18 protein-coding genes and 3 pseudogenes are annotated in these 19,362 nt (G+C 69.6%); 11 read left to right on the forward strand and 10 right to left on the reverse strand.

What is annotated here, in order from left to right; translation table 11 throughout:
- Window positions 1-60: 60 nt before the first annotated feature.
- Genes AC5020_RS00705 through AC5020_RS00720 form a run of 4 tightly spaced genes read right to left on the reverse strand, consistent with a single transcriptional unit; the run spans window position 61 to window position 5,434 of the window.
- A complete protein-coding gene (locus AC5020_RS00705; protein ID WP_464986814.1) occupies window positions 61-1,062 on the reverse strand; it encodes a carbohydrate ABC transporter permease in 1,002 nt (333 codons plus the stop codon).
- A complete protein-coding gene (locus AC5020_RS00710; RefSeq protein ID WP_377018599.1) occupies window positions 1,059-2,024 on the reverse strand; it encodes a carbohydrate ABC transporter permease in 966 nt (321 codons plus the stop codon). The genes AC5020_RS00705 and AC5020_RS00710 overlap by 4 nt, the downstream gene beginning before the upstream one ends.
- A gap of 9 nt (window positions 2,025-2,033) precedes the next feature.
- Window positions 2,034-3,359 (reverse strand): extracellular solute-binding protein, encoded by a 1,326-nt coding sequence (locus AC5020_RS00715; RefSeq protein WP_464986815.1) that lies wholly within the window; start codon window positions 3,357-3,359, stop codon window positions 2,034-2,036.
- Window positions 3,356-5,434 (reverse strand): glycoside hydrolase family 127 protein, encoded by a 2,079-nt coding sequence (locus AC5020_RS00720; RefSeq protein WP_464986816.1) that lies wholly within the window; start codon window positions 5,432-5,434, stop codon window positions 3,356-3,358. The genes AC5020_RS00715 and AC5020_RS00720 overlap by 4 nt, the downstream gene beginning before the upstream one ends.
- A 157-nt stretch (window positions 5,435-5,591) precedes the next feature.
- Between AC5020_RS00720 and AC5020_RS00725 the strand changes: the two genes are divergently transcribed.
- On the forward strand, window positions 5,592-6,578 hold the full coding sequence (locus tag AC5020_RS00725) for a LacI family DNA-binding transcriptional regulator (protein ID WP_464986868.1): 987 nt from the start codon (window positions 5,592-5,594) through the stop codon (window positions 6,576-6,578).
- Window positions 6,579-6,601: 23 nt separating this feature from the next.
- Here the strand turns inward: AC5020_RS00725 and surE are convergent, their stop codons facing one another.
- From surE to AC5020_RS00740, 3 genes are all read right to left on the reverse strand, one after another.
- Window positions 6,602-7,393: a 5'/3'-nucleotidase SurE gene (gene surE, locus AC5020_RS00730; RefSeq protein WP_464986817.1), complete on the reverse strand. Its 792-nt coding sequence runs from the start codon at window positions 7,391-7,393 to the stop codon at window positions 6,602-6,604.
- The gene (locus AC5020_RS00735) at window positions 7,393-8,325 is read right to left on the reverse strand and encodes a PfkB family carbohydrate kinase (protein WP_377018603.1); all 933 of its coding nucleotides are present in this window, start codon (window positions 8,323-8,325) and stop codon (window positions 7,393-7,395) included. Before AC5020_RS00735 ends, surE begins: the two co-directional genes overlap by 1 nt.
- Window positions 8,326-8,790: 465 nt before the next feature.
- Entirely contained in the window at window positions 8,791-10,320 is a 1,530-nt protein-coding gene (locus AC5020_RS00740; RefSeq protein WP_377018604.1) for an adenosine deaminase, read from the reverse strand.
- A gap of 203 nt (window positions 10,321-10,523) precedes the next feature.
- On the opposite strand from AC5020_RS00740, the gene AC5020_RS00745 reads away from it, so the two are divergent.
- From AC5020_RS00745 to AC5020_RS00760, 4 genes are all read left to right on the forward strand, one after another.
- On the forward strand, window positions 10,524-11,690 hold the full coding sequence (locus AC5020_RS00745) for an FAD-dependent oxidoreductase (protein ID WP_377018606.1): 1,167 nt from the start codon (window positions 10,524-10,526) through the stop codon (window positions 11,688-11,690).
- A gap of 155 nt (window positions 11,691-11,845) precedes the next feature.
- Window positions 11,846-12,388 (forward strand): TetR/AcrR family transcriptional regulator, encoded by a 543-nt coding sequence (locus AC5020_RS00750; protein WP_377018607.1) that lies wholly within the window; start codon window positions 11,846-11,848, stop codon window positions 12,386-12,388.
- A 248-nt stretch (window positions 12,389-12,636) separates the two neighbouring features.
- Window positions 12,637-12,825 (forward strand): hypothetical protein, encoded by a 189-nt coding sequence (locus AC5020_RS00755; protein ID WP_377018608.1) that lies wholly within the window; start codon window positions 12,637-12,639, stop codon window positions 12,823-12,825.
- A 12-nt stretch (window positions 12,826-12,837) separates the two neighbouring features.
- The gene (locus tag AC5020_RS00760) at window positions 12,838-12,984 is read left to right on the forward strand and encodes a hypothetical protein (RefSeq protein WP_377018609.1); all 147 of its coding nucleotides are present in this window, start codon (window positions 12,838-12,840) and stop codon (window positions 12,982-12,984) included.
- 127 nt (window positions 12,985-13,111) lie between these two features.
- Here AC5020_RS00760 and AC5020_RS00765 read toward each other — a convergent pair whose 3' ends face one another.
- Window positions 13,112-13,831, reverse strand: coding sequence for a hypothetical protein (locus AC5020_RS00765; RefSeq protein WP_377018610.1), 720 nt, complete (start codon window positions 13,829-13,831; stop codon window positions 13,112-13,114).
- A 171-nt stretch (window positions 13,832-14,002) separates the two neighbouring features.
- Between AC5020_RS00765 and AC5020_RS00770 the strand changes: the two genes are divergently transcribed.
- The 3 genes and pseudogenes from AC5020_RS00770 to AC5020_RS00780 all read left to right on the forward strand — a co-directional run.
- Complete coding sequence (locus tag AC5020_RS00770) at window positions 14,003-14,287, forward strand: hypothetical protein (RefSeq protein WP_377018611.1); 285 nt, start codon at window positions 14,003-14,005, stop codon at window positions 14,285-14,287.
- 83 nt (window positions 14,288-14,370) lie between these two features.
- Window positions 14,371-15,263, forward strand: a pseudogene (locus tag AC5020_RS00775) (IS110 family transposase); the annotation flags it as partial.
- Window positions 15,264-15,387: 124 nt separating this feature from the next.
- Window positions 15,388-15,561, forward strand: a pseudogene (locus AC5020_RS00780) (DDE-type integrase/transposase/recombinase); the annotation flags it as partial.
- A gap of 69 nt (window positions 15,562-15,630) precedes the next feature.
- On the opposite strand, the gene AC5020_RS00785 reads toward AC5020_RS00780, so the two are convergent.
- On the reverse strand, window positions 15,631-15,954 hold the full coding sequence (locus AC5020_RS00785) for a hypothetical protein (protein ID WP_377019650.1): 324 nt from the start codon (window positions 15,952-15,954) through the stop codon (window positions 15,631-15,633).
- A gap of 252 nt (window positions 15,955-16,206) precedes the next feature.
- Here AC5020_RS00785 and AC5020_RS00790 point away from each other — a divergent pair, with 252 nt between their 5' ends.
- Entirely contained in the window at window positions 16,207-17,292 is a 1,086-nt protein-coding gene (locus AC5020_RS00790) for a hypothetical protein (protein ID WP_377019649.1), read from the forward strand.
- 81 nt (window positions 17,293-17,373) lie between these two features.
- Here the strand turns inward: AC5020_RS00790 and AC5020_RS00795 are convergent, their stop codons facing one another.
- On the reverse strand, window positions 17,374-18,195 hold the full coding sequence (locus AC5020_RS00795) for a TetR/AcrR family transcriptional regulator (protein ID WP_464986819.1): 822 nt from the start codon (window positions 18,193-18,195) through the stop codon (window positions 17,374-17,376).
- Between the two features lie 136 nt (window positions 18,196-18,331).
- Here AC5020_RS00795 and AC5020_RS00800 point away from each other — a divergent pair, with 136 nt between their 5' ends.
- Entirely contained in the window at window positions 18,332-18,547 is a 216-nt protein-coding gene (locus AC5020_RS00800; protein WP_377019647.1) for a dihydrofolate reductase family protein, read from the forward strand.
- 373 nt (window positions 18,548-18,920) lie between these two features.
- Window positions 18,921-19,348: pseudogene (locus AC5020_RS00805) on the forward strand (IS3-like element ISPfr13 family transposase); the annotation flags it as partial.
- Window positions 19,349-19,362: the final 14 nt, after the last annotated feature.

Here is a 19,362-nt window from a genome sequence, read left to right on the forward strand (position 1 = left end):
CGGCTCCTGCACGGGGCTCCGGGTTCGGCGCCGCCGCCCCGAGCTCCGCGGCCTGACGGCTCAGCCCTTCACGGCCCCAGCGGCCAAGCCCTTCACGTAGAACCGCTGCAGGCTGACGTAGAGGATCACGCAGGGGATCATCGCGATCACGGCGCCGGCGACGAGCTGGCCGTAGTTGACCTCGCCGTAGGTGCCCACCTGGATGTTCAGCAGGGCGACGGGCAGGGTGAAGTACCGCTCGGTGGTCAGCAGTGTCAGGGCGCCCAGGAACTCCGTCCACGAGGTGAGGAACGCATACAGCGCGGCGCTGGCCATGCCGGGCAGGATCATCGGCCGCAGCACGCTGACCAGCATCCGGCCGGTTCCGGCGCCGTCGACGATCGCCGAGTCCTCGAGCGCCTGGGGCACGGTGTCGAAGGTGTTCTTCATGACGAAGATGCCGAAAGGCAGGGCGAAGTTCGTCGAGAAGAGGATCAGCCCGAACCGCGAATCGGTCAGTCCCACGGAGTTCATCAGCAGGTACAGCGGGGTGAGGATCGCCTGGAACGGCACCATCATCGACAGCAGTATGAGGCTGAAGGCGAGCCGTGCCCCGCGGAAGCGGAACTTCGAGAACCCGTAGCCGCCGAGGGTCGCGACCACCGCCGTCAGCGCCGCGGTGGACAGCGAGACGACGATGGAGTTGACCACCGGGCGCCACATCGTCGCCTCCCCGGAGAGGAAGATCGCGAAGTTCTCCCCGGTCAGGTCGAACATCTCGCCGAGCCCGGGCGTCCCGAGGATCACGTCGTTGGGCTGGAAGGCCCGCAGGATCGACCAGGCCAGCGGCACGGTGAAGATCAGGGCGAACAGGGTGCCCAGCACGATGTAGGGCACCAGGCGGCGATCCTTGGTGACCGAGACCGGGTTGGCCGGTGGCTGGCCGCTCGTCGTGCCACCACCGGACGGCCGGCCGCTCGTGCTGTCGGCGGGTGGGCGGCCGCGTGCCGGGTCGCCGGACGATGGTCGGCCGGAGGCGGCCGGTGCCTGCGCGTCGGATGCGTGCTCGCGCGAGAGGCTCATTGGTCGTCACTTCCTCTCAGGAGCACGAACTGGGCCGCGGTGATCAGCGCCGTGAACACCACGAGGATCAGCGAGATCGCCGTGGCCGAGCCGAGCTGCATCTCGACGAAGGCGCGGTTGTAGATGTAGGCGACGATGGTCATGGTGTCCGTGCCCGGGCCGCCCTTGGTGAGGATGTAGAACTGGTTGAAGGCCAGGAACGAGCCGATCACGGAGATGATCAGCGACATCCCGATCGCGGGCCGGATGATCGGCACCGTCACCGACAGCTCCCGGCGCAGCCAACTGGCCCCGTCGATGTCGGCCGCCTCGTACACCTCCGAGGGGATGCCCTGCATGGCCGAGAGCAGAAGGATCATCGTCAGCCCCGGCACCGCCCAGATCACCAGCAGCGACAGCAGGATCGTGGCCTGTGTGCCATCCAGCAGCCAGGCGGTGGAGCCGTCGGTGATGCCGAGGCCGGCGAGGATCCGGTTGATCACGCCCGAGTTCGGCTGCGCCTCCAGCACCAGCATGTAGCTCAGGGTGGTCAGGCCCACCACGAAGGGGATGAAGAAGATCGTGCGCAGCAGCGTCGAGCCGGGCCGGTTGGCGCGCACGATCACGGCCAGGCCGTAGCCCAGCAGCAGGATCGGCAGGGTCACGATCGCGGTGTACAGCAGGGTGTAGCGCAGCGCCTTCCACATCCCCGGGTCCGCCAGCGCCTGGGTGTAGTTGGCCAGCCCCACGAAGCGGTACTCGCCGATCAGCGGCCAGTTGGTGAAGGAGATGTAGGCGGCGAACACGATCGGGATCAGGGCGAAGAACGAGACCAGGGCGATGGCCGGAGCCACCAGGAGCATCCCGGTTCTCGGGCGGTGGGTCAGCGAACTGGGACGGCGCCGGGGCCGGGGCGGCATCGCCTCGGCCACCGGTCTCGCCCCGGTCGGTCCCAGCCGCGCCTCAGCGTCGAGTGCGGACATCACGGGCTCCTAGAGTTGGGTCTGGGTGAGGATGCGGTCGTACTCGGACTGGGCCTCGGCCATGGCGCCGGGGACGTCGCCGTCGAACACGGCCCGACGGACCATCGCCAGCCACGGCCCGGCCTGCTGGTTGTAGAGCAGGTTGTAGGCCAGCGTCGAGGGCACGTACCCCTCGTCGAGGTTGGTCACCGGCACCACGGCCTGCTCGTAGGTCGAGGAGAACTCCTCGTCGGCGCTGTCGGAGCGAATGGGCATGTAGCCCGAGGCGGGCATCGAGCGCTGCATCTCGAGCTCGAGGCAGTAGCGCAGGAACTGCCAGGCGCCGGACGGGTTGCGGGCGCCGTTGAGGATGCACATGTTGTCCCCGCCGGAGAAGGTGGCCACGCCGCCCTCGGGCCCCGGCAGCAGCACGTTCTGCGAGATCGGCCGGAAGTCCTCCTCGGCCTCGGTGACGCAGACGCTGTAGTTGCCGGGGAAGAAGACGACCTCGCCGGAGCGGTAGTCGTTGCCCCATTGGGCGCCGTCCTCGACGAAGCTGCGCTGCGGCACGAGCTCGTCGACCCACAGCTGGCGGTGGAACTCCAGGACGGCTTCGACCGTCTCGTTCCCGTGCACGTTCCCGGACTGCTCACCGAGCTCACCGGTGAGCAGGTCCGTATCGGCGGCCCAGATCATGGGCTGGATCGTGAAGCCCATGGCACCGGCGGCGTTGCCGGGGAAGGACCATGGGTGCACGTCGGGCAGGGCCTGCTTGATCGTCTGGCAGGCCTCCATCAGGGAGTCCAGGCTGCCGGCGACTTCGCCGAGCTCGAAACCCGCCTGCCCCAGCAGCTCGGTGTTGGCGAACAGGGTGGAGTAGTCCCCGGCGAACGGGGCTCCGTAGATGCGGTCTTGGTAGGTGACCAGGCCGACGTGCCCCGCCGAGAGCTGGTCGAAGAACGGCAGGGACTCGACGAGCTCGGTGACGTCGGCGAAGGCGTCGCGCACGTAGAACAGCGGGCAGTTGATCAGGTCGAAGTCGACCAGGTCCGGCACCGAGCCGCCGCGGATGGAGGTGGCGAGCTTGGTGACGTACTGCGCGTCGGGGATCGGCAGGACCTGGACCTCGAGATCTTCGTGCTCCTCGTTGAAGGCGGCGGCGACGGCCTGGATCGCGGTCTGGGTCGCCGCACGGCACCACACCGTGACCGTGCCGGTGGCGTCCTCCCCGAAGCCGGGCGCCGAGGTGTCCGTCGGCGGGAGGCTGCCGGCGCACCCGGCGAGCGCGGCCAGGCCCGTCGCGCCGGCGCCGAGGCCGAGCCCCGAACGGAGGAGACTGCGCCGGGTGAGCATCATTCCTCCTCGAGGGGCAGCCACACCCGCATCGGCTCCACGCCCCGGTTGGCCCACGCGAAGTAGGGGATCGCGGTCCACGTGGCCGCGGTGCGGGTCTCGGCGGCGTCCGGGCTGCCGTGGACGGGGTAGGGCCAGGCCGCAGCGGAGTCGGAGACCTGGACGACGCTGCCGTCGACGGCCAGCGGCACCGCACCGTCCAGCTCCGCGATCGCAGCGCCGGGCTGCGGGGTCTTGGCGGGGTCGACGGCCGCGTCGTCGACGGTGACCGCGTCCGGCTGGTCGGCGTTCTCCAGGGCGTAGACCAGCGGGCCGCGCTCGAGGGCGACGGCGCCGCGGGAGGCGTCCAGGCGGTGATGGGCGCCGACGAAGCGCGGGGTCAGATCCAGCTGCAGCTCCAGCTCGTCGCCGGGGGAGAAGACCTCCTCGAGCTCGACCTGCTCGGCGTCGGCGGGGATCGGGATCTCCTGGCCGCGCAGCGTCAGCCGTGCGGCGCCGCGGGAGAACGGCGGGATCCGCAGGGTGAGCCGACGGGCCGAGCCCGGAGCCGCGTCGATGCGCAGGCGGACCAGGCCGTCGTAGGGGTACTCGGTGGTGACCGAGACGCGCAGCTCGTCCGAGCCGGCGGCCGCCCCCGCCCCGGTGCTCCAGGTGCCGGTGGCGTACTGGTGGATCTGCAGGCCGTCGGCCGTGGTGGTCGCCACCAGGTGATCCAGGCTCGCAAACGTGCGCATGATGTTGGGCGGGCAGCAGGCGCAGTCGAACCAGCCGCGGCGGCCGTGGGCGATCGAGCGGCCCTCGTCGGCCAGCGCGCCCTCGCGCAGCTGGAGGGAGTTGACGTAGAAGTACTCGGTCCCGGTCAGGGACACCCCGGCCAGGAACGCGTTGTACAGCAGCCGCTCGACGGCGTCGGCGAACTGCGGCTTGCCGGTGGCCAGCAGCAGGCGCCACGCCCACTGGATGGCGCCGATCGCGGCGCAGGTCTCGGCGTAGCCGCGGTCGGTGGTCATCTCGAACGGGTCGCCGAAGGCCTCGAAGTCCCAGCGCGCACCCATGCCGCCGGTGACGTAGGTCTTGGTGGCCAGGAGGTCGGCGAAGACGGCCTCGGTGCGGGCCAGCAGCTCGGCGTCGCCGTCCTCGATGGCCTGGTCGGTGGCGCCGGCGAACAGGTACAGGGCGCGCACCGCGTGACCCTCGACCGACGTCGTCTCCCGCACCGGCACCCGCGCGGAGAAGTACCCGGGCCCGGGTCGGGCGCCGGGGAAGGTCTCCTCGCGGCCGCGCACGTCGAGGAAGAAGCGGGCGAGGTCCTTGATGTCCTCGCGGCCGGTGTAGCGGTACAGCTCCACCAGGGCCATCTCGATCACGGGGTGGCCGCCGGTCGCCGCTCGCCCCTCGGGGCCGAAGATCGTGCGCAGGTGGTCGACGATGCGCAGCGCGACCTCCAGCAGCTCTGTCTCGCCGGCGTTGCGGGCCAGGGCGACGGCGGCCTGGATGAGGTGGCCGTAGCAGTACAGCTCGTGGTTCCAGGCGAGGTTGGTGTAGCGCTCGGCGGGGGAGTGGCGCAGGGTGTGGACGGCGTTGAGGTAGCCGTCCTCCTGCTGGGCAGAGGCGATCAGTGCGGTCACCTCGCGGGCCATCGCGCGCAGGGCGTCGTCGTCCTCGCGGCCCAGCTCGAAGGCGACGGCCTCGAGCCACTTGTAGACGTCGGAGTCCTGGAAGATCATCCCCGAGGCCTCGCCCTGCTCGGTCCCGGCGACGATCCGGAAGTTGCGGAATGTTCCCGAGGCCTCGAGCTGTTCGTAGCCCGACCGCAGTGCTGCCGTGCGGTTGCGCTGCTGGCGGGTGTGCCAGAAGCCGCCGGTGATGCGGGCGGCGCCCGGGTTGAGGGGCCGCAGCACGGCACGGGCCGAATCGGTCGGGACGGCGGGGGCGGCGAGGTATCCGCCGGCGGAGACGGAGGTCAGCGACTCGGAGGTGGGAGCCTCGTGCGTCTGGCGTTCACCGGTGGGGGATGCGCCGTCGGCGAGGCCGGAGCCGCTCGTGGGGGCGGGCGCGGAGGTCGATGCATGGGTCATCTGGGACGAGCCTCACTGTGTGCGTCGTTGCGGAAAGTGCAGAAATCGCGTTTCTGTGGAGATAATGGCATGTGTTCCCGCGGTGCCACAACCCCCGCCGTCCACCCCGCCGATCCCGGCGGAGCCCGGGAGCACGCCAGGAGGTCACGTGAAGAACATGTCGAAGCCGATGCCGCGCATCGCCGATGTCGCCGCGCTCGCCGGGGTCTCGGTCAGCACCGCCTCGAAGGCTCTGAACGAGACGGGACAGCTGCGCGCGGACACCCGGGCGCGGGTCAAGGAGGCGGCCTCCGAGCTCGGCTTCGTGATCGGGGCCAACGGCCGCGGCCCGGCCGATACTCGCACGTACACCGTGGGCCTGCTGACCACGGACAGCTTCGGCCGCTTCACCATCCCGCTGCTGATGGGCGTGGAGGATGCGCTGGCCGCCGGGAAGATGGCGATCATCCTGTGCGACACCCGGGACGACGTGCTGCGCGAGCGCCACTACCTGCAGTCCCTTCAGGAGCGGCGGGTGGACGGCCTGATCATCACCGGCCGCACCACCGACCCCCGGCCCTCGATCGGCCTGGATCTGCCGACGGTCTACGCCTTCTCCCCGTCCGATGACCCCGAGGACTTCGCGGTGGTGGCCGACGAGGGGGCCGGCGCGGCGATGGCCGCCGAGCATCTGGCCTCGATGGGCTCGCTCCGCATCGTCCACGTCACGGGGCCGCAGCGCCACCACTCCGCCTCCTCCCGCGCAGTCGCGGTGGCCGAGTCGCTGGGGGAGTCCCTGATCGCGCCGCCGCTGTTCGGGCACTGGTCCGAGGAGTGGGGCCGCAACGCGGTGGACATGCTGCTGGCTTCCCATCCCGACGTGGACGGTTTCTCCTGCGGCTCGGACCAGATCGCCCGCGGGGTCACCGACCGGCTGCGCGAGAGGGGCATCGAGGTGCCCGCCCAGGTGCGGGTTGTCGGCTTCGACAACTGGGACGTGATGGCGCTGGCCTCACGGCCTCGGCTGACCACTGTGGACATGGGGCTGGCGGAGCTGGGGCGCCTGGCCGGTCGCACTCTGCTGGACCTGGTCGAGGGCGAGGATGAGCCGCCCCGGCGCCAGGTCCTCACGCCCCGCCTGGAGGTGCGGGGCTCGAGTTTGTGAGGGCGGCGTGTGCCGCCACGCCGCTATCCGCGAATCTGGCTGACCAGGTCCTCCAGTGCCACAGCGGGATCCTCGGTGACGGAGCGGATGGCGGTGAGGGTGGCATAGCCGTCCGCCAGCAGGGCCGCGTCACTGCCTGGACGCGGCCGGGCGGAGGGCGAGGACACGGCCAGGCGGACATGGTCGTCGGCCCCCTCGTCCCTCTCGGTCGCCGTGGTCTGGGCGACGCCGAACTCGGCCAGGGTCGCCGCCCGGAGCTCGGGGAGGGTGTCCCCGGCGGAGATCGGCACGTTGAGGTTCAGGACGGTGCCGCGGGGCTGCTCGGCGAGGCGGGGGATGACCTGCTGGGCCAGGGCGGATGCCGCCGTCCAGTCCAGCACCTCGGACCCCGTGGGCGCTTCCTGCGAGACGGCCAGCGGTCGCAGCCCGTTGACGCCTCCGGTCAGGGCGGCCCCCACCGTTCCCGAGTGGAGGACGACCTGGCCGACGTTGATGCCGCGGTTGATGCCGGAGAGGACCAGATCCGGCGTCGGGCCGAAGGTGCCATGGCCGGCGAGGAGCGTGATGAGCCCGGGGCCGGCCTCCACGGCGAAGGCGGTCACTCCGTCGAGGCCGGCGAGTCCGCGTCGCTCGTACAGGATGCGGCCGTCCTCCTGCGCCACCGTGATGGAGGCGCTGCTGCCGCTGGCCTCGGAGGCGGGGGCAGCGATGAGCAGTTCGAGCCCCGCGTCGAGGGCGGCCTGCGCGAGGCGGTGGAGCCCCGGGGAGTCGATGCCGTCGTCGTTGGTGACGAGCGCCGTGAGGGCCCGCTCCATCACTCGTCTCCCACGGAGTCGAGGGGGCGGATGCTCACCAGCTCGCGCAGCCGGTGGACGGTCTCGCGGGTGCCCGAGCCCAGTCCGTGACGGGTGACGTTCAGGGCCCCGGCGGCCGCGCCCAGCGTCACGGCCTCCTGGAAGTCGGCTCCGGCCGCCATCGCGGCCGCGACCCCGGCGGTGAGCGAGTCGCCGCCGCCATGGGTGTCCACGACCTCGAGCGTGGGCATCTGCACCTCGCTCAGCTCCCCGTCCGACAGCAGCAAGGTGGGCTCGTCCGCGCGAGTGACGATCGCATGGGAGGCCCCTTCCGACGTCAGCTGCTGCATCGCGCGGACCAGCTCGGGCACGTCGGTGCCCGCGGCGCGACCGTCGGCCTCCAGCTCATCGTGGGCGGTCTTGACGACGCTGAGACCACCGGCGAGTGCCATGGTCAGCCGCTTCCCCGAGAGGTCGGCGATCACCTGGCAGCCCACCGTGTTCAGGTCGGAGGCGAGCCTCCGGTAGATCGTCGCGGGCACGATGTCCTCCCTCACCGCGCCGCTGAGCATCACGGTCCCGGCGTCCATGCCGGCCTTGAGCGTGAGGCCGTAGAGCTCGTCGAGGTCGTGGCGGGTGATCCGGTCTCCGCCGGCCTCGGCGATGCTCACCCGTTCGCCGTCGCGGCGGTCGTGGATGTAGGCGCCGTTGTGCGCGCTGCCGTCGACGGCGAGCAGCTCGATCCCCTCATCGTCGATCAGGTGGCGAAGCAGGCGGCCGGTCTCGCCGGCGATCACGGAGCACATCGTCACCTCGACGCCGAGGGCGCGCAGCATCCGTGCATGCCAGATTCCCTGACCACCGGCGTGGATGTGGATCTCCGGCTCCCCGTGCTGCCCCTCCACCGTCACGGTGAGCACGGGTGCGGGCGCGAAGACGACGACGTGTCCCATGTGCGCTTCCTTCCGTCGACCTGTCCGGGTCGCTGGCACCGCAGGGTACGTGGCGGGAACTCGCAGGGGAACGGTTGGTCCGAGTGGTCGGTCGGTGCCTGCGTAGCGGGTAGGACCCGGGTGGCATCGGGCACCTGGCAAGAAAGTGGGACCCGGGTGGCATCGGGCACCTGGCAAGAAGGTGTAGCACAGCGGCACGCGACCCCTCTGAGAGAAGGGCACGGGCCGCTCAGCTACAGGTTCGTGCCAGCGCCCGCCGCGCTGGCGGAGGAGAGTTGGGCGAGAACCGGTTTCGACCTATTGGGCGGTACTCCAGCCTCCCGACGCGGCATATACGGGCGCGCCTGGTCGTGTGAGTACCGCTCAGCAGGATGCGGCACGCCGCCCCGCGCTGCAGCGAGCGCGCCTGGTCCTTGCGCCGCGCGCCTACCCCTCCCGAGCCTGTTCCGTGCGCCGCCCGCGCGCCTACCCCTCCCGCGCGACACGGAAGGCCGGCAGCACGACCTCCTCGCGCAGCTCCCGCCGCTGCTCGGCGGGGGCGAAGCCCGCATCCAGGCCCGTCAGCACGATCTGCTCCAGATCCTCGAGGCTCCAGTCGAAGGTGCTCGCGGAGATCGCCATCTCCCGGGAGGTGCTGGTGCGGCTCATCAGCCGGTTGTCCGAGCTGATCGCCACCGCGAAGCCGTGCTGGTGCAGCGGACCGACGGGGTGGCCGGCGAGATCGGTCGCGGCGCCGGTCTGCAGATTCGAGCTCGGGCACACCTCGAGGCAGACCTGCTCTCGGTGGATGCGGCCGGCGGTCGGCCCGAGCTCGTCATCGGAGATGTCCTCGATCAGCCGCACGCCGTGCCCGATCCGCTCGGCCCCGCAGTCCAGTGCGTCGGCGATCGAGGCGGGCCTGTCGGCCTCGCCGGCGTGGATCGTCACCCGCACCCCGTGGCGCCGGGCGAGGTCGAACTGGGCGCGGAACCGGCTCGCAGGGAAACCGGCTTCGGGCCCGGCGAGGTCGATGCCCACCACGCCGGAATCGCGACGGGCGCGGGCGATCTCGACCAGGTCATCGCTGGGCTCGAGGTGACGGAGGTAGGCCAGCAGCTGGCCGACGACGATCCGGTGCCCGCCGGCCGCGGCAGCCGCCACGCCCTCGTCGAGCCCGTCCTGGACGGCCTGGACCGCCTCATCGAGGGTGAGCCCGGCGCCGGTGTGCTGGTGGGGAGCCCACCGAGTCTCGGCGTAGACGACCCCGTCGGCGGCCATGTCCTCCACGAATTCGCGGGCGATGCGGCGCAGCTCGGGAGCCGTCTGCATGAGGGCGAGGGTGCGCTCGAAGGTGGAGAGGTAGGCCGGCAGGGAGCCGGAATCGGCGGTGGCGCGGAACCACTCGGCGATCTCCTCCGCGCTCTGACCGGGCGGGTCGATGTCGTGGTCGCGGCACAGCTCGAGCACGGTCTCGGGGCGCAGGCCGCCGTCGAGGTGGTCGTGCAGGGCGACCTTGGGCAGGGACCGGACGTCATCGGCGTGGAGGTGCATCAGGGCAGGATATGCCGAGCCTGTGTTCTTGTACTGCTGCGACAGGACCTCGGCGGCGTGGGCGTCGGCCCGGCACGTCGACATCGGCACCTGCTCGAAAGAACTGCGCGGCACGGGGTCGCGACACAGGCGAGCAGTGCGGGCCTCGTCCCAGTCGACATGCACGAACCAGCCGCCCTCCTCATGGGCAACGTCCCGCACGACCCCGACGGCACATACCTCCTGTCGCCGGGAGAGGTAGGCCCAGATCAGGTCGCCGATCTGCATCGTGCGGAACCCGCTGCGCAGGCACCACCGCTCGACCGGCTGCGACCGTGCGATCGCCTCCCACACGGCGGTGGCATCGCGCCTCTCGAGCCAGTCACCGGGTTGGTGCTCGAGATGGGCGGCCGGGTTGACGGGCAGCAGCCACTGCGTGCGGGCGGTGCCGTCCGGATCGGTGCCGATCGAGTGATGCGCGTTCACATAAGTCCTATCCGTCGCCCGGGCGCCACGAGGCGTCAGGATAAGAGTTATCCGTACACCTCACGTCGCGCTCTCTTCGATGACTGGGGCGACAGCGGCTCGGGCGCGGATATGCGAGAACCCGGGTGGCCTTTCCAGCAGCGCTCTACAGATGTAGTGTGCTCTACATCTGTAGAGAGTGAGTGACGTACGGGGGATAGGCCATGCGGATCCTGATCGTGGGCGCCGGCATCGCCGGCCTGACGCTCGCGGCGCTGCTGCAGCGTCAGGGCGAGTCGCCGACGGTGATCGACCGCCGCCACGAGGACGCCGACCTCGGCTACGGCCTGGCGCTGTGGCCGCACGGCAGCCGCGTCTTCCACGCCCTCGGCGTCCACGACGCCTTCATCGAGCGCAGCGAACCGATGAGCCGCTACGTTGCCCGGGACGGGGCCGGCACCGAGCTGACCTCCTCGTCGATGCCCGAGAGCATCGCCGACTACGGCCACCTCGGCATCATCGACCGCGGCGATCTGCTGGGCATCCTGCGCGACGCCGCCGACGGCCTCGACCTCCGCGACGGAGTCAGCATCGAGCACCTCACCCCGCGCGGCGAGCAGGTCGAGACCGTGCTGAGCGATGGCACCGAGGCGAGCTTCGACCTCGTCGTCGGCGCCGACGGGATCCGCTCCCGGGTGCGAGAGCTGATGCTCGGCCGGCGGATACCCGACCACGACACCGGCTGGGGCTGCTACGTGTGGTGGGCCGACGCCGACCTGGCGGCCCCGGGGGAGACCACCGAGCGCTGGGGCGCCGGCAGCTTCCTGGGCACCTACCCCAGCCGCGACCAACTGTGCGTCATCGCCGGGGCGCCGCTGGAGACGCTCCGCGGCGATGCGGCCGACGGGGTCGGCCGCGCCGACGGGGCCGGCCGCGCCGCCCGCCTCGCCTCTCTGCTTCGGCCCTACGGCGTGCCAGTCGACCGCTACCTCGCCGACCTCCCGGCCGACGACGAGCCGCTGTTCCTATGGCGCATGGCCGACGTGCGCTCACCGCTTTGGACCGACGGCCGCATCGCCCTGGTCGGCGACGCGGCCGCCGCGTTCCTGCCCACCGCCGGCATCGGAGCGTCCATGGCACTGGAATCCGCCGCCGCCCTGGCCAACGAGCTCTCCCGCACCGACGAGACGTACGTGGCCAAAGCGCTGAAGCTCTACGAACGCCGACGGCGCCGGCGGGTCGAGGGCGCCCAGACTCAGTCGCGCCGGCTGGCGAAGCTGATGTTCGTCCGCTCACCGGTCGCGGCCTGGGCCCGCGACCAGGCCCTGCGCCACGCCACCATGGAGCAGGTCGTCGGCCCGCTGATCAAGGACCTCCGCCGGCCGATCTGAGGCGCCGCCTCCCCGCGGAACCGGACCGCTCAGCGGGGTAGGTTCCCAAAAGGTCCCACCAGGTGGAACCTCTCGGAACCGAGTTGCTCCGAGTAGGCACCGAGAGCGGAGGATCTGGCATGCGTGGCAAGGGCGAGCACGAGAGAGGAGGGGCCATGTCGGCTGCGGATGAGCGCCGGGAACGGATCGCGGACGCGGTCATCGACGTCCTCGCCGAGCGCGGGAGCCGGGGCCTGACCCATCGGGCGGTCGACGAGGTGGCGGGGCTGCCGACGGGCTCGACCTCCTACTACTTCCGCACCCGCGCGGCCCTTCTCGCCGCGGCCGTGCCCCGACTGGCCGAGCTCGACGTCTGGGCGCTGGACGGCAGCGACCAGCACCAGCAACTCGTGGCCATCCTCCACGACGCGCTGCACGGAGCCGGCCGGCGCCGCACTCTCGCCCGCTACGAGCTGGTGCTGGAGGCCGCGCGACGTCCAGAGATCCAGCGCGCCATGGCGGAGGGCAATGCCCGCGTCATCCAACGCGTCGCGGCCCTGTTCCCCGCGGCCTCGGATGCCGAGGCGCAACGCCGCGCCCGCGACGTGCTCGCCCTGGTCGACGGGCTGTTGCTGTTGAACGTGACCTGTCCGGAACAGCAGCGCATCCCTGCCGAGGAGATCGCCGCGTCGGTGGTCCGGGTACTCGAGCTGCCTTGAGCCCCGTGACTTGGGCCGGGAGCGGCCCGGAGCCCCGTGACCCTGGCCCTGCCCATCCCTGAGCCAGGTGACCCTGAGCCTCGGAAGGCCTGAGACAGGGGTGGCGATAGCTGCCGGCGGCGGTCACCACCGTGTGGTCCGACGACGGATATCGGGTGCGCCCGCTCGTTGCCCATGCCACGATCGCGAGCGAATGCCGAGCGCATAGCAGGGCCGCGACGCCTCGCCAGGATCTCTGTGCTGACCTGGTGGCATACGCGTCTGTACCGTCGGCGCGCCTGACCACTCTGATCACGGTCACGATCAGCGTGGCCACCTTGTACGTGGCCCTGTTCGTGCTGAACCTCGACGTGGCGTGGTTCCTGGTGCCCCAGGAGTACTTGGAGACCACGCTCATACACAAGGCCGCATTGGGCACGTACATGTCGCTGGCTTAGGGCTTCTCGACCATGGGCGTGCTCGCCGGCGCGGTCGGCTCCAGCTTCGAGTCCGACGAGTCCGTGCGGCAGGTCGCCTACGGCCAGCGCGAGAAGTACCGGCTGCGCAGCATCGGTGACTCCACCGAGTCCCCGGCGGAAATGGCGCGCGCCGAGTGAGACGGGTCGACCCGGCGGCGATGGCGCGCGCGGAGTCAGGCACCTCGGCCCCCGCGGAATCGGCGCACGGAGCGAAACCGGCCGGCCCGCCTGTGGTGACACGGGACGACCGCGGCGACGCCCGGCCTCACCGCAGCAGGATCAGCTGGCGCAGCCACGGCACGTGCTCGCCCAGCAACGCGAACATCCCGTCCCCGAGCACGGCCAGGGCGCCGGCCGAGAGTACGGCCGCCAGCGCGCCCTGCAGCAACTGGCGGCGCGGCCCGATCAGCTCCATCACCCGCTCCGCGAAGCGTTCGTGCCGACCGACGGCTGCGGCGATCGTGACCGCCACCAGCGGAGCCTGGTAGACGAGGTTCCACAGCACCAGCAGCAGCGCGCGCACCGCCAGCCGCGGCTCCTGGGCCGCCATGCCCACGGAGATCGCGAAGCCCGGGTCGGCCAGGGCGGTGCCCGCGAACGCGACGCCGGCCATGACCAGCGGCACGGCGCCCAGGCGCTGCGGGGAGCTGCGGTTCTGCAGCGGGCCGTGCGGCGTGGGCGGCCGCCCGGCCTCGCGCGCCTGGTGCACGGCGAAGCCCGCGAGAGCGAGGCCGGCCACGACCTCGATCGCCCCGATCGCGTCGCTGGATTCCAGGACCGGCCGCAGCCAGCGCTCCAGCAGCGTCAGCAGCGGGTGCAGGAAAAGGGTGGCGGCGATGATCACCGTGGCGTAGCCGCCGTGGAAAGCCAGCAGATGGCGCAGGCGACCTCCGCGCAGCAGCACGCTGATCGCGATCACGCCGCCCAGCACGTCCACCGTGACCACGGCCAGCCCGAAGAATGCGAGAATCCCGGCGAAGGTCATGTCCGCAGGCTACGAGACTCTCAGAACCTCGCACGACAGGGTAAGTCGCCCGCACGTATGGGGGCCCTTCACCTGCGCGGGCGCTTAGTTCCCGCGGCCGTCAGGCCAGCGGGACTCGGCCGCCTGAATTTATCGGTGGGTCACCACCTGATGCTTCACTGCGACGTCACGTTGCCACAACGACACCGGCTCGGGAGGCCCTATCCCGGCATCCGTCCCGGCCACGCCGCACGGCCGTCGCCGCCTGTCACCACCGGCTTCGTCATCGGCTCTCTGGCCCGCTTCTCCCTGCTGGATTCCCGCCAGTTCCGCGACCCCGAGCCCGAGCTGCGGGTCGATTTCACCGATCCCGCTGCCGAGACCATCGGTGTGGAGCTGGTGTGCACCTCGGTCGCCTCCGACCGGGACGGAGCCCAGAACGACGGCTACACGTCGGATTGGACCCAGCACGAGTAGTCTGAGGTCTCTTCGTAACGTGGGTGCCGGCACCGGGTGTCGTGGCTGCGACCAGCAGTGATGCTCCAGGGAAGGACAGCATCATGGAACCGAGATGTGCGGTCGTGGTCGGCTTGGACGTGGTTAAGAGCGAGCATCACGCCTGCGCTCTGGACCCCGACGGGAACCGGCTGTTCGACAAGCCTCTGCCGCAGGACGAGGCCCAGCGCCGAGAGCTGTTCACCAGCCTGCAGAACCATGGCGAAGTGCTGATGGTCGTCGGCCAGCCCAACCCCAACACCATCGGTGCGCTGCCGATTGCAGTCGCCCGCGACGTCGGTTGCACCGTCGCCTATCTCCCGGGGCTGGCGATGCGGAAGGCCGCGGACCTGTATCCGGGCAGGTCGAAGACCGATGCGCGGGATGCGTTCATCATCGCCGACACCGCTCGCACCATGCCCCACACCCTTCGCAGCGTGGACCGTGACAGCGAGGTCCTCTCTTCCCTGAAGGTCCTCGCGGGCTGCGATAAGGACCTCGCCCATGAGACCACGAGGGCTCTGAACCGGATTCGCTCTCTGCTGGCGCAGATCCATCCCGCCCTCGAATGGGTCGTCACCGGTGGGAGCCTGGCCACGGGCTGGTCCTCGACCTCCTGGAGAAGTTCGGCGGCCCAACGGGGCTGAAGGCTGCGGGGCGCGGCAGAGTGCTGCGGTTCGCCCGCTCCCGTTCCCGGCGCGGTCCCGAAGCGCTGGTCGACCAGACCTTCAGTGCACTTGGCGAGCAGACCGTGGTCGTTCCCGCCACCGCGGCGGTGGAGATGGTGGTCCCACGGGTTGCTGGTCAGCTCAAGGAGCAACGGGCCACCGTGGCTCGGGAGGTCGAGGCAACGTTGGAGGACTTCGCTCTCGCTTCGGTCTTGATGAGCATGCTGGGGATCGGCATCAAAACCGCCGCTCAAATCCTCCTGGCCATCGGCGACGGCACCGCCTTCGAGCCCGCGAGGAGTCCTCCGAGCTGGGTGATGCGCGTCGGCGGATCCGGCCGCTGGAGCAGGAGAACGAGGTCCTGCGCCGCGCGGCCGCCTACCTCTCGCAGGCGAACCTGCCGGGAAAATCCTCTTGTGGCTGACCGATATCACCGAGCACTGGACCGACGAGGGCAAGCTCTACCTCTGCGCGATCAAGGACGTGTTCTCTCGCGGGATCCTCGGCTACTCCATCAGCGACCGGATGAAGGCCCGACTGGCGGTAAAGGCCTTGGACAAGGGCGTGCCACGGGACAGACCTCCGCGATGAGCCCTGGTAGGCCCGCGCCCGGAGGCCCCGGCTCCAGCACTGGGGTCCGTGGGCGGCTGAAAGCCACTACTTCACACCCACGGGCTCCAGGTCGTGAGCCTCTGGGCAGGGCGGCAAGGAGTCTGGGATGAGGAACAATATGGGTTCTCCCGGGTTTACGTGTTCATCGTGGTCCACTGCGGCGCGCAGGAGGTTCAGTCCAGTGGTGTCGATGTGGAGCGTTTCAGTCAGGTCGACGGTGACCTGACCCGCGGGATGCATATCGCGTGCCTTGAGGATCAGGGAGAACAGCGCCTGCTGGGATTCTTCGGTGAGGCAGCCCGTGGTGACGAGCCGCATCGCTCTACTATCGATCTCGGCGCGGACGATCACGGAGATGTTGTGAGTCATGAGGGAGAAAGAGGTCCGTCCTTCGAGGGTGGGCGACTGGCCGCCGCCGGTGACGACCCGAGGCCGACAGCCCCACCGTACGGTGCTGGCTGTGCAGGCTGGCGTCGACGCGTTCATGGTCACCGACCGTGAGGTAGGTACGACATCGCGACGACAGAACGGAATGCCGGGCGGCGTGGGCCTCTGCGTGTGCGGGGTCTGGGACCGGGACCGTCTCGCTGCGGACAATTGTGTCGATGCGATGCTGAGGGCATGGACTCGACGACCCCGATCCTTGGTTTATGTGCCGATCCTGGCGTTCCGGAGCGTGTCGCTGCGTCGATCGCCGACGACTTGACCGGACAGCTTTTCCGCAAAACTGGTCTGCGGTGGCGGGTGGAGGTCAGCGAAGAAGCGCTGCCGCTGGCCCCCGATGGCACCATTCAGCTGCTCGAGCACGCGCCACGGTTGCTGGCAGAGCACGGATGGGAGTCCTTCGTCTACCTCACCGATCTGCCGCGGTACCTTGATGATCACCCGGTGCTGCTCCAAGTGAGTACCGATGCCCGCGCCGCGCTGATCTCGCTGCCCCCGCTCGGCGCGGTACGAGTTGCCCCGCGGATTCGTGAGTTGCTGATCACGCTGGTGGGGGCGGCCTCATCCGCTGCAAGCCCGGACGCGCCGGCCATCGAGGCTGCAGTCAGTCGTGTGAAGGTCGAGCAGCGTCCGTCCTCCGACGAGAACGACCTGATGATCACGATGCTGACGGGACGCTTCCGCGCGGTGCGCATGTTGGCCGGGATGCTGCGCAGCAACCGCCCGGGTCGTTTGCTGCCGGCCATGACCGGAAGTTTCACCGTGGCTGTCGCATCTGGCGCCTTCGGCGTGTTCTACGGGACCCTGGCGAGCGTGGCCGATCCCCTGTCGAGCCTCCGCCTGCTGCTGGTCAGCGTCCTCGTCATCGGCGCTCTGACAAGCTGGCTGATCGTGTCGAACAACTTGTGGAACCGTGAGCCCCAGCAGAGCGATATATGGCAGACGCGCCTGGATAATATCTCCACGATCATCACCGTGGGAGTCAGCGTGGTGCTGATGTATCTCATCCTCTTCGCCGTCATGCTCGCGCTGTCGCTGGCGCTCATCGACGCGGGCTATCTCCGCGGCGAGTTGATGCACCCGATCGGCCTGGGCGACTACATCGACCTGGCATGGCTGACGGCGTCTCTGGGCACTCTGGCAGGTGCACTGGGGTCGAACTTCGACAACGAGGACGCGGTGCGCTTGGCCACCTACAGCCAGCGGTATCACGAGCGGCGTGAGCTCTTCGACACCTACGAGAAGACCAGGACGGGGCAATGAACGTCAGGACTCACCCAGGAGCATTCTCAGCACGGACCTGATGCGCTGATTGCGGCCGTCACCGGGTCACCGCAGCGTCGCTCAGGCCTGTGTGCTGATGGAGGCCGGATCTTCCCCGTGGGCAGGTTTGAGGAAGGCCCGAACCAGCTTGGCGAGATCGTTCATCGGTGCATCGTCGTGCGGATTGCTCTGCATGGCGCGCACAGTCTCCTCACGAGCAGCGAGGTTAAGTACCAAGGCGAGCACCGCCCGACTGGCGAATGGCGGGTCGATGCCGTCCCGGAGGAGACACTTCTCGTCGAGCTGGGCAAAGCACTGCTCGAGCACGTGTTCATGCACCCGATGCAACCGAGCCACCCGAAACCGGCTGGGAAGATCCTTGCTCACGGCCTCGGCATCCAAAGTGGCCAGGAGCTGGATCGGGTGAGACGCCGGATGCCACACCTCTGCCAGTGCCCGCAGCAGCGCGTCACCGTCGGTGCAATACTCGTCGAGATGATCGAGGGCACTCTGCGCGCGCGCTTCTAACCGATCCAGCACAGCATTCAAGAGCGCTTCTTTCGACCCAAAATGATGCAGCATTCCCGGGTGAGACAGACCCACATGGCTTGCGATATCTCGCAGGCTCGAGGCGTGGTACCCGTGCTCGGCGAACATCTCCGCGGCGCCATCGAGAACCTCCTCCCCGCGGGAGGTGTGATGGGCACCTGCTGGGCGACTGCGGTCCGTCGCTCCCGGTGACCGTGGCGGCGTTGCAGGCTCAGACGCGTCGGACGGTGGAAGCTTGCTCAGAGGCGTTTCCCGCTTGGGAGAACCACCTGGATGCTCAGCACGATCCGTAGTCGTCGGTTTAACGGTGCTCAATGCTTCAGCCTGTCTGTCGCCTGCCGGGTGACCTGCCACGAAGCTTCAGAGGGCAGGCAGTCCCGCCCCGCTGGAGGTCCGTTCTCATCTAACTGAAGAGTACCGGATCCGATTTCGGAACGCCGCTCGTTCTCGAGAGACGGCCTCGGCAGAGCGCCGCTTCCCGAAGAGCCGCGTGGCCAACGTGCTCGTCGGCAGCGGCAAACTTGCGACAGAGCTGGACCGACTGGATCTGATCGACGAGTACACGTTCCTCGTCCATCCCATGATCGCCGGCCACGGCCCCACCCTGTACCAGGACGGACTGCCCAGCACCCGACGACTCGATCTGAACTCGGCGGAGCCGCTCAGCAACGGCGCGGTCGCCATGCACTATCGACGGGCTGATTGAGGTCCGTCATCCGAAGACGGCGCACCTCGAGATGTCACCTATCCGTGCAGCAGTCCCGGTTGAAATCCGCAATCTTGGCTGCCTTCATCACGCCGGCGGACGGCTGAACAAGCCCCATCTACGGCCTCGCCCTCCCTCCAGATCCCTTCTAGAGACAGGGTCTGCACGCGCGCTAGTGCCTTATAGAATCTGGATCCTGTCCCGGCCACCTCTGCGGGATCCACTCCACGACCCGCCGCATCACCGTGGCGACCGGGTCGCATCGCCCGCCCGGATCGCCTCGGTGACCTCGAGGTGCAGCTGGAGTCCATGAGGGTCATGAACCGGCCCAGGTTTGATGCTGCTGCTGTTTGAGTCCGGAAGGATGGACAGCATGCCGAAGAAGATCGATCCCCAGCTGCGCGCGAGGTGCGTGCGGCTCGTGCGCGAGCACCAGCAGGAGTACCCCACCCTGACCGCGGCGACGGCCGCGGTCGCCCGCCAGGAAGGCGTCTCGCGGGAGTCCGTGCGGCGCTGGCTGGCCCAGGCTGACGTCGACAACGAGACGAAGCCGGGCGTGACCAGTGAGGAGTCTGCCGAGGTCAAGCGACTGAAGGCGGAGGTCAAGCGGCTCCGGGAGGACAACGAGATCCTCCGGCGGGCCTCGATTTTCTTCGCGGGGGAGCTCGACCCCCGAGGCCGCTGATCCTCGCGTTCATCGACGAGATGAGGGCCGAGGGCTACGCAGTCGAGTCGATCCTCCGCGTCCTGCGCCAGCAGGGCCTGGAGATCGCTGCGAGGACCTACCGCGCCTGGAAGCGCCCAGCCAGCAACCT

It is taken from the genome of Brachybacterium sp. SYSU DS0246 (assembly GCF_059391765.1).

Excerpts from the sequence above, each read along its gene's own strand:
- AC5020_RS00705 (WP_464986814.1), bottom strand. The coding sequence starts at position 1,062 with ATGAGCCTCTCGCGCGAGCACGCATCCGACGCGCAGGCACCGGCCGCC.
- AC5020_RS00710 (WP_377018599.1), bottom strand. The coding sequence starts at position 2,024 with ATGTCCGCACTCGACGCTGAGGCGCGGCTGGGACCGACCGGGGCGAGA.
- AC5020_RS00715 (WP_464986815.1), bottom strand. The coding sequence starts at position 3,359 with ATGATGCTCACCCGGCGCAGTCTCCTCCGTTCGGGGCTCGGCCTCGGC.
- AC5020_RS00720 (WP_464986816.1), bottom strand. The coding sequence starts at position 5,434 with ATGACCCATGCATCGACCTCCGCGCCCGCCCCCACGAGCGGCTCCGGC.
- AC5020_RS00725 (WP_464986868.1), top strand. The coding sequence starts at position 5,592 with ATGTCGAAGCCGATGCCGCGCATCGCCGATGTCGCCGCGCTCGCCGGG.
- surE (WP_464986817.1), bottom strand. The coding sequence starts at position 7,393 with ATGGAGCGGGCCCTCACGGCGCTCGTCACCAACGACGACGGCATCGAC.
- AC5020_RS00735 (WP_377018603.1), bottom strand. The coding sequence starts at position 8,325 with ATGGGACACGTCGTCGTCTTCGCGCCCGCACCCGTGCTCACCGTGACG.
- AC5020_RS00745 (WP_377018606.1), top strand. The coding sequence starts at position 10,524 with ATGCGGATCCTGATCGTGGGCGCCGGCATCGCCGGCCTGACGCTCGCG.
- AC5020_RS00750 (WP_377018607.1), top strand. The coding sequence starts at position 11,846 with ATGTCGGCTGCGGATGAGCGCCGGGAACGGATCGCGGACGCGGTCATC.
- AC5020_RS00760 (WP_377018609.1), top strand. The coding sequence starts at position 12,838 with ATGGGCGTGCTCGCCGGCGCGGTCGGCTCCAGCTTCGAGTCCGACGAG.
- AC5020_RS00765 (WP_377018610.1), bottom strand. The coding sequence starts at position 13,831 with ATGACCTTCGCCGGGATTCTCGCATTCTTCGGGCTGGCCGTGGTCACG.
- AC5020_RS00785 (WP_377019650.1), bottom strand. The coding sequence starts at position 15,954 with ATGACTCACAACATCTCCGTGATCGTCCGCGCCGAGATCGATAGTAGA.
- AC5020_RS00790 (WP_377019649.1), top strand. The coding sequence starts at position 16,207 with ATGGACTCGACGACCCCGATCCTTGGTTTATGTGCCGATCCTGGCGTT.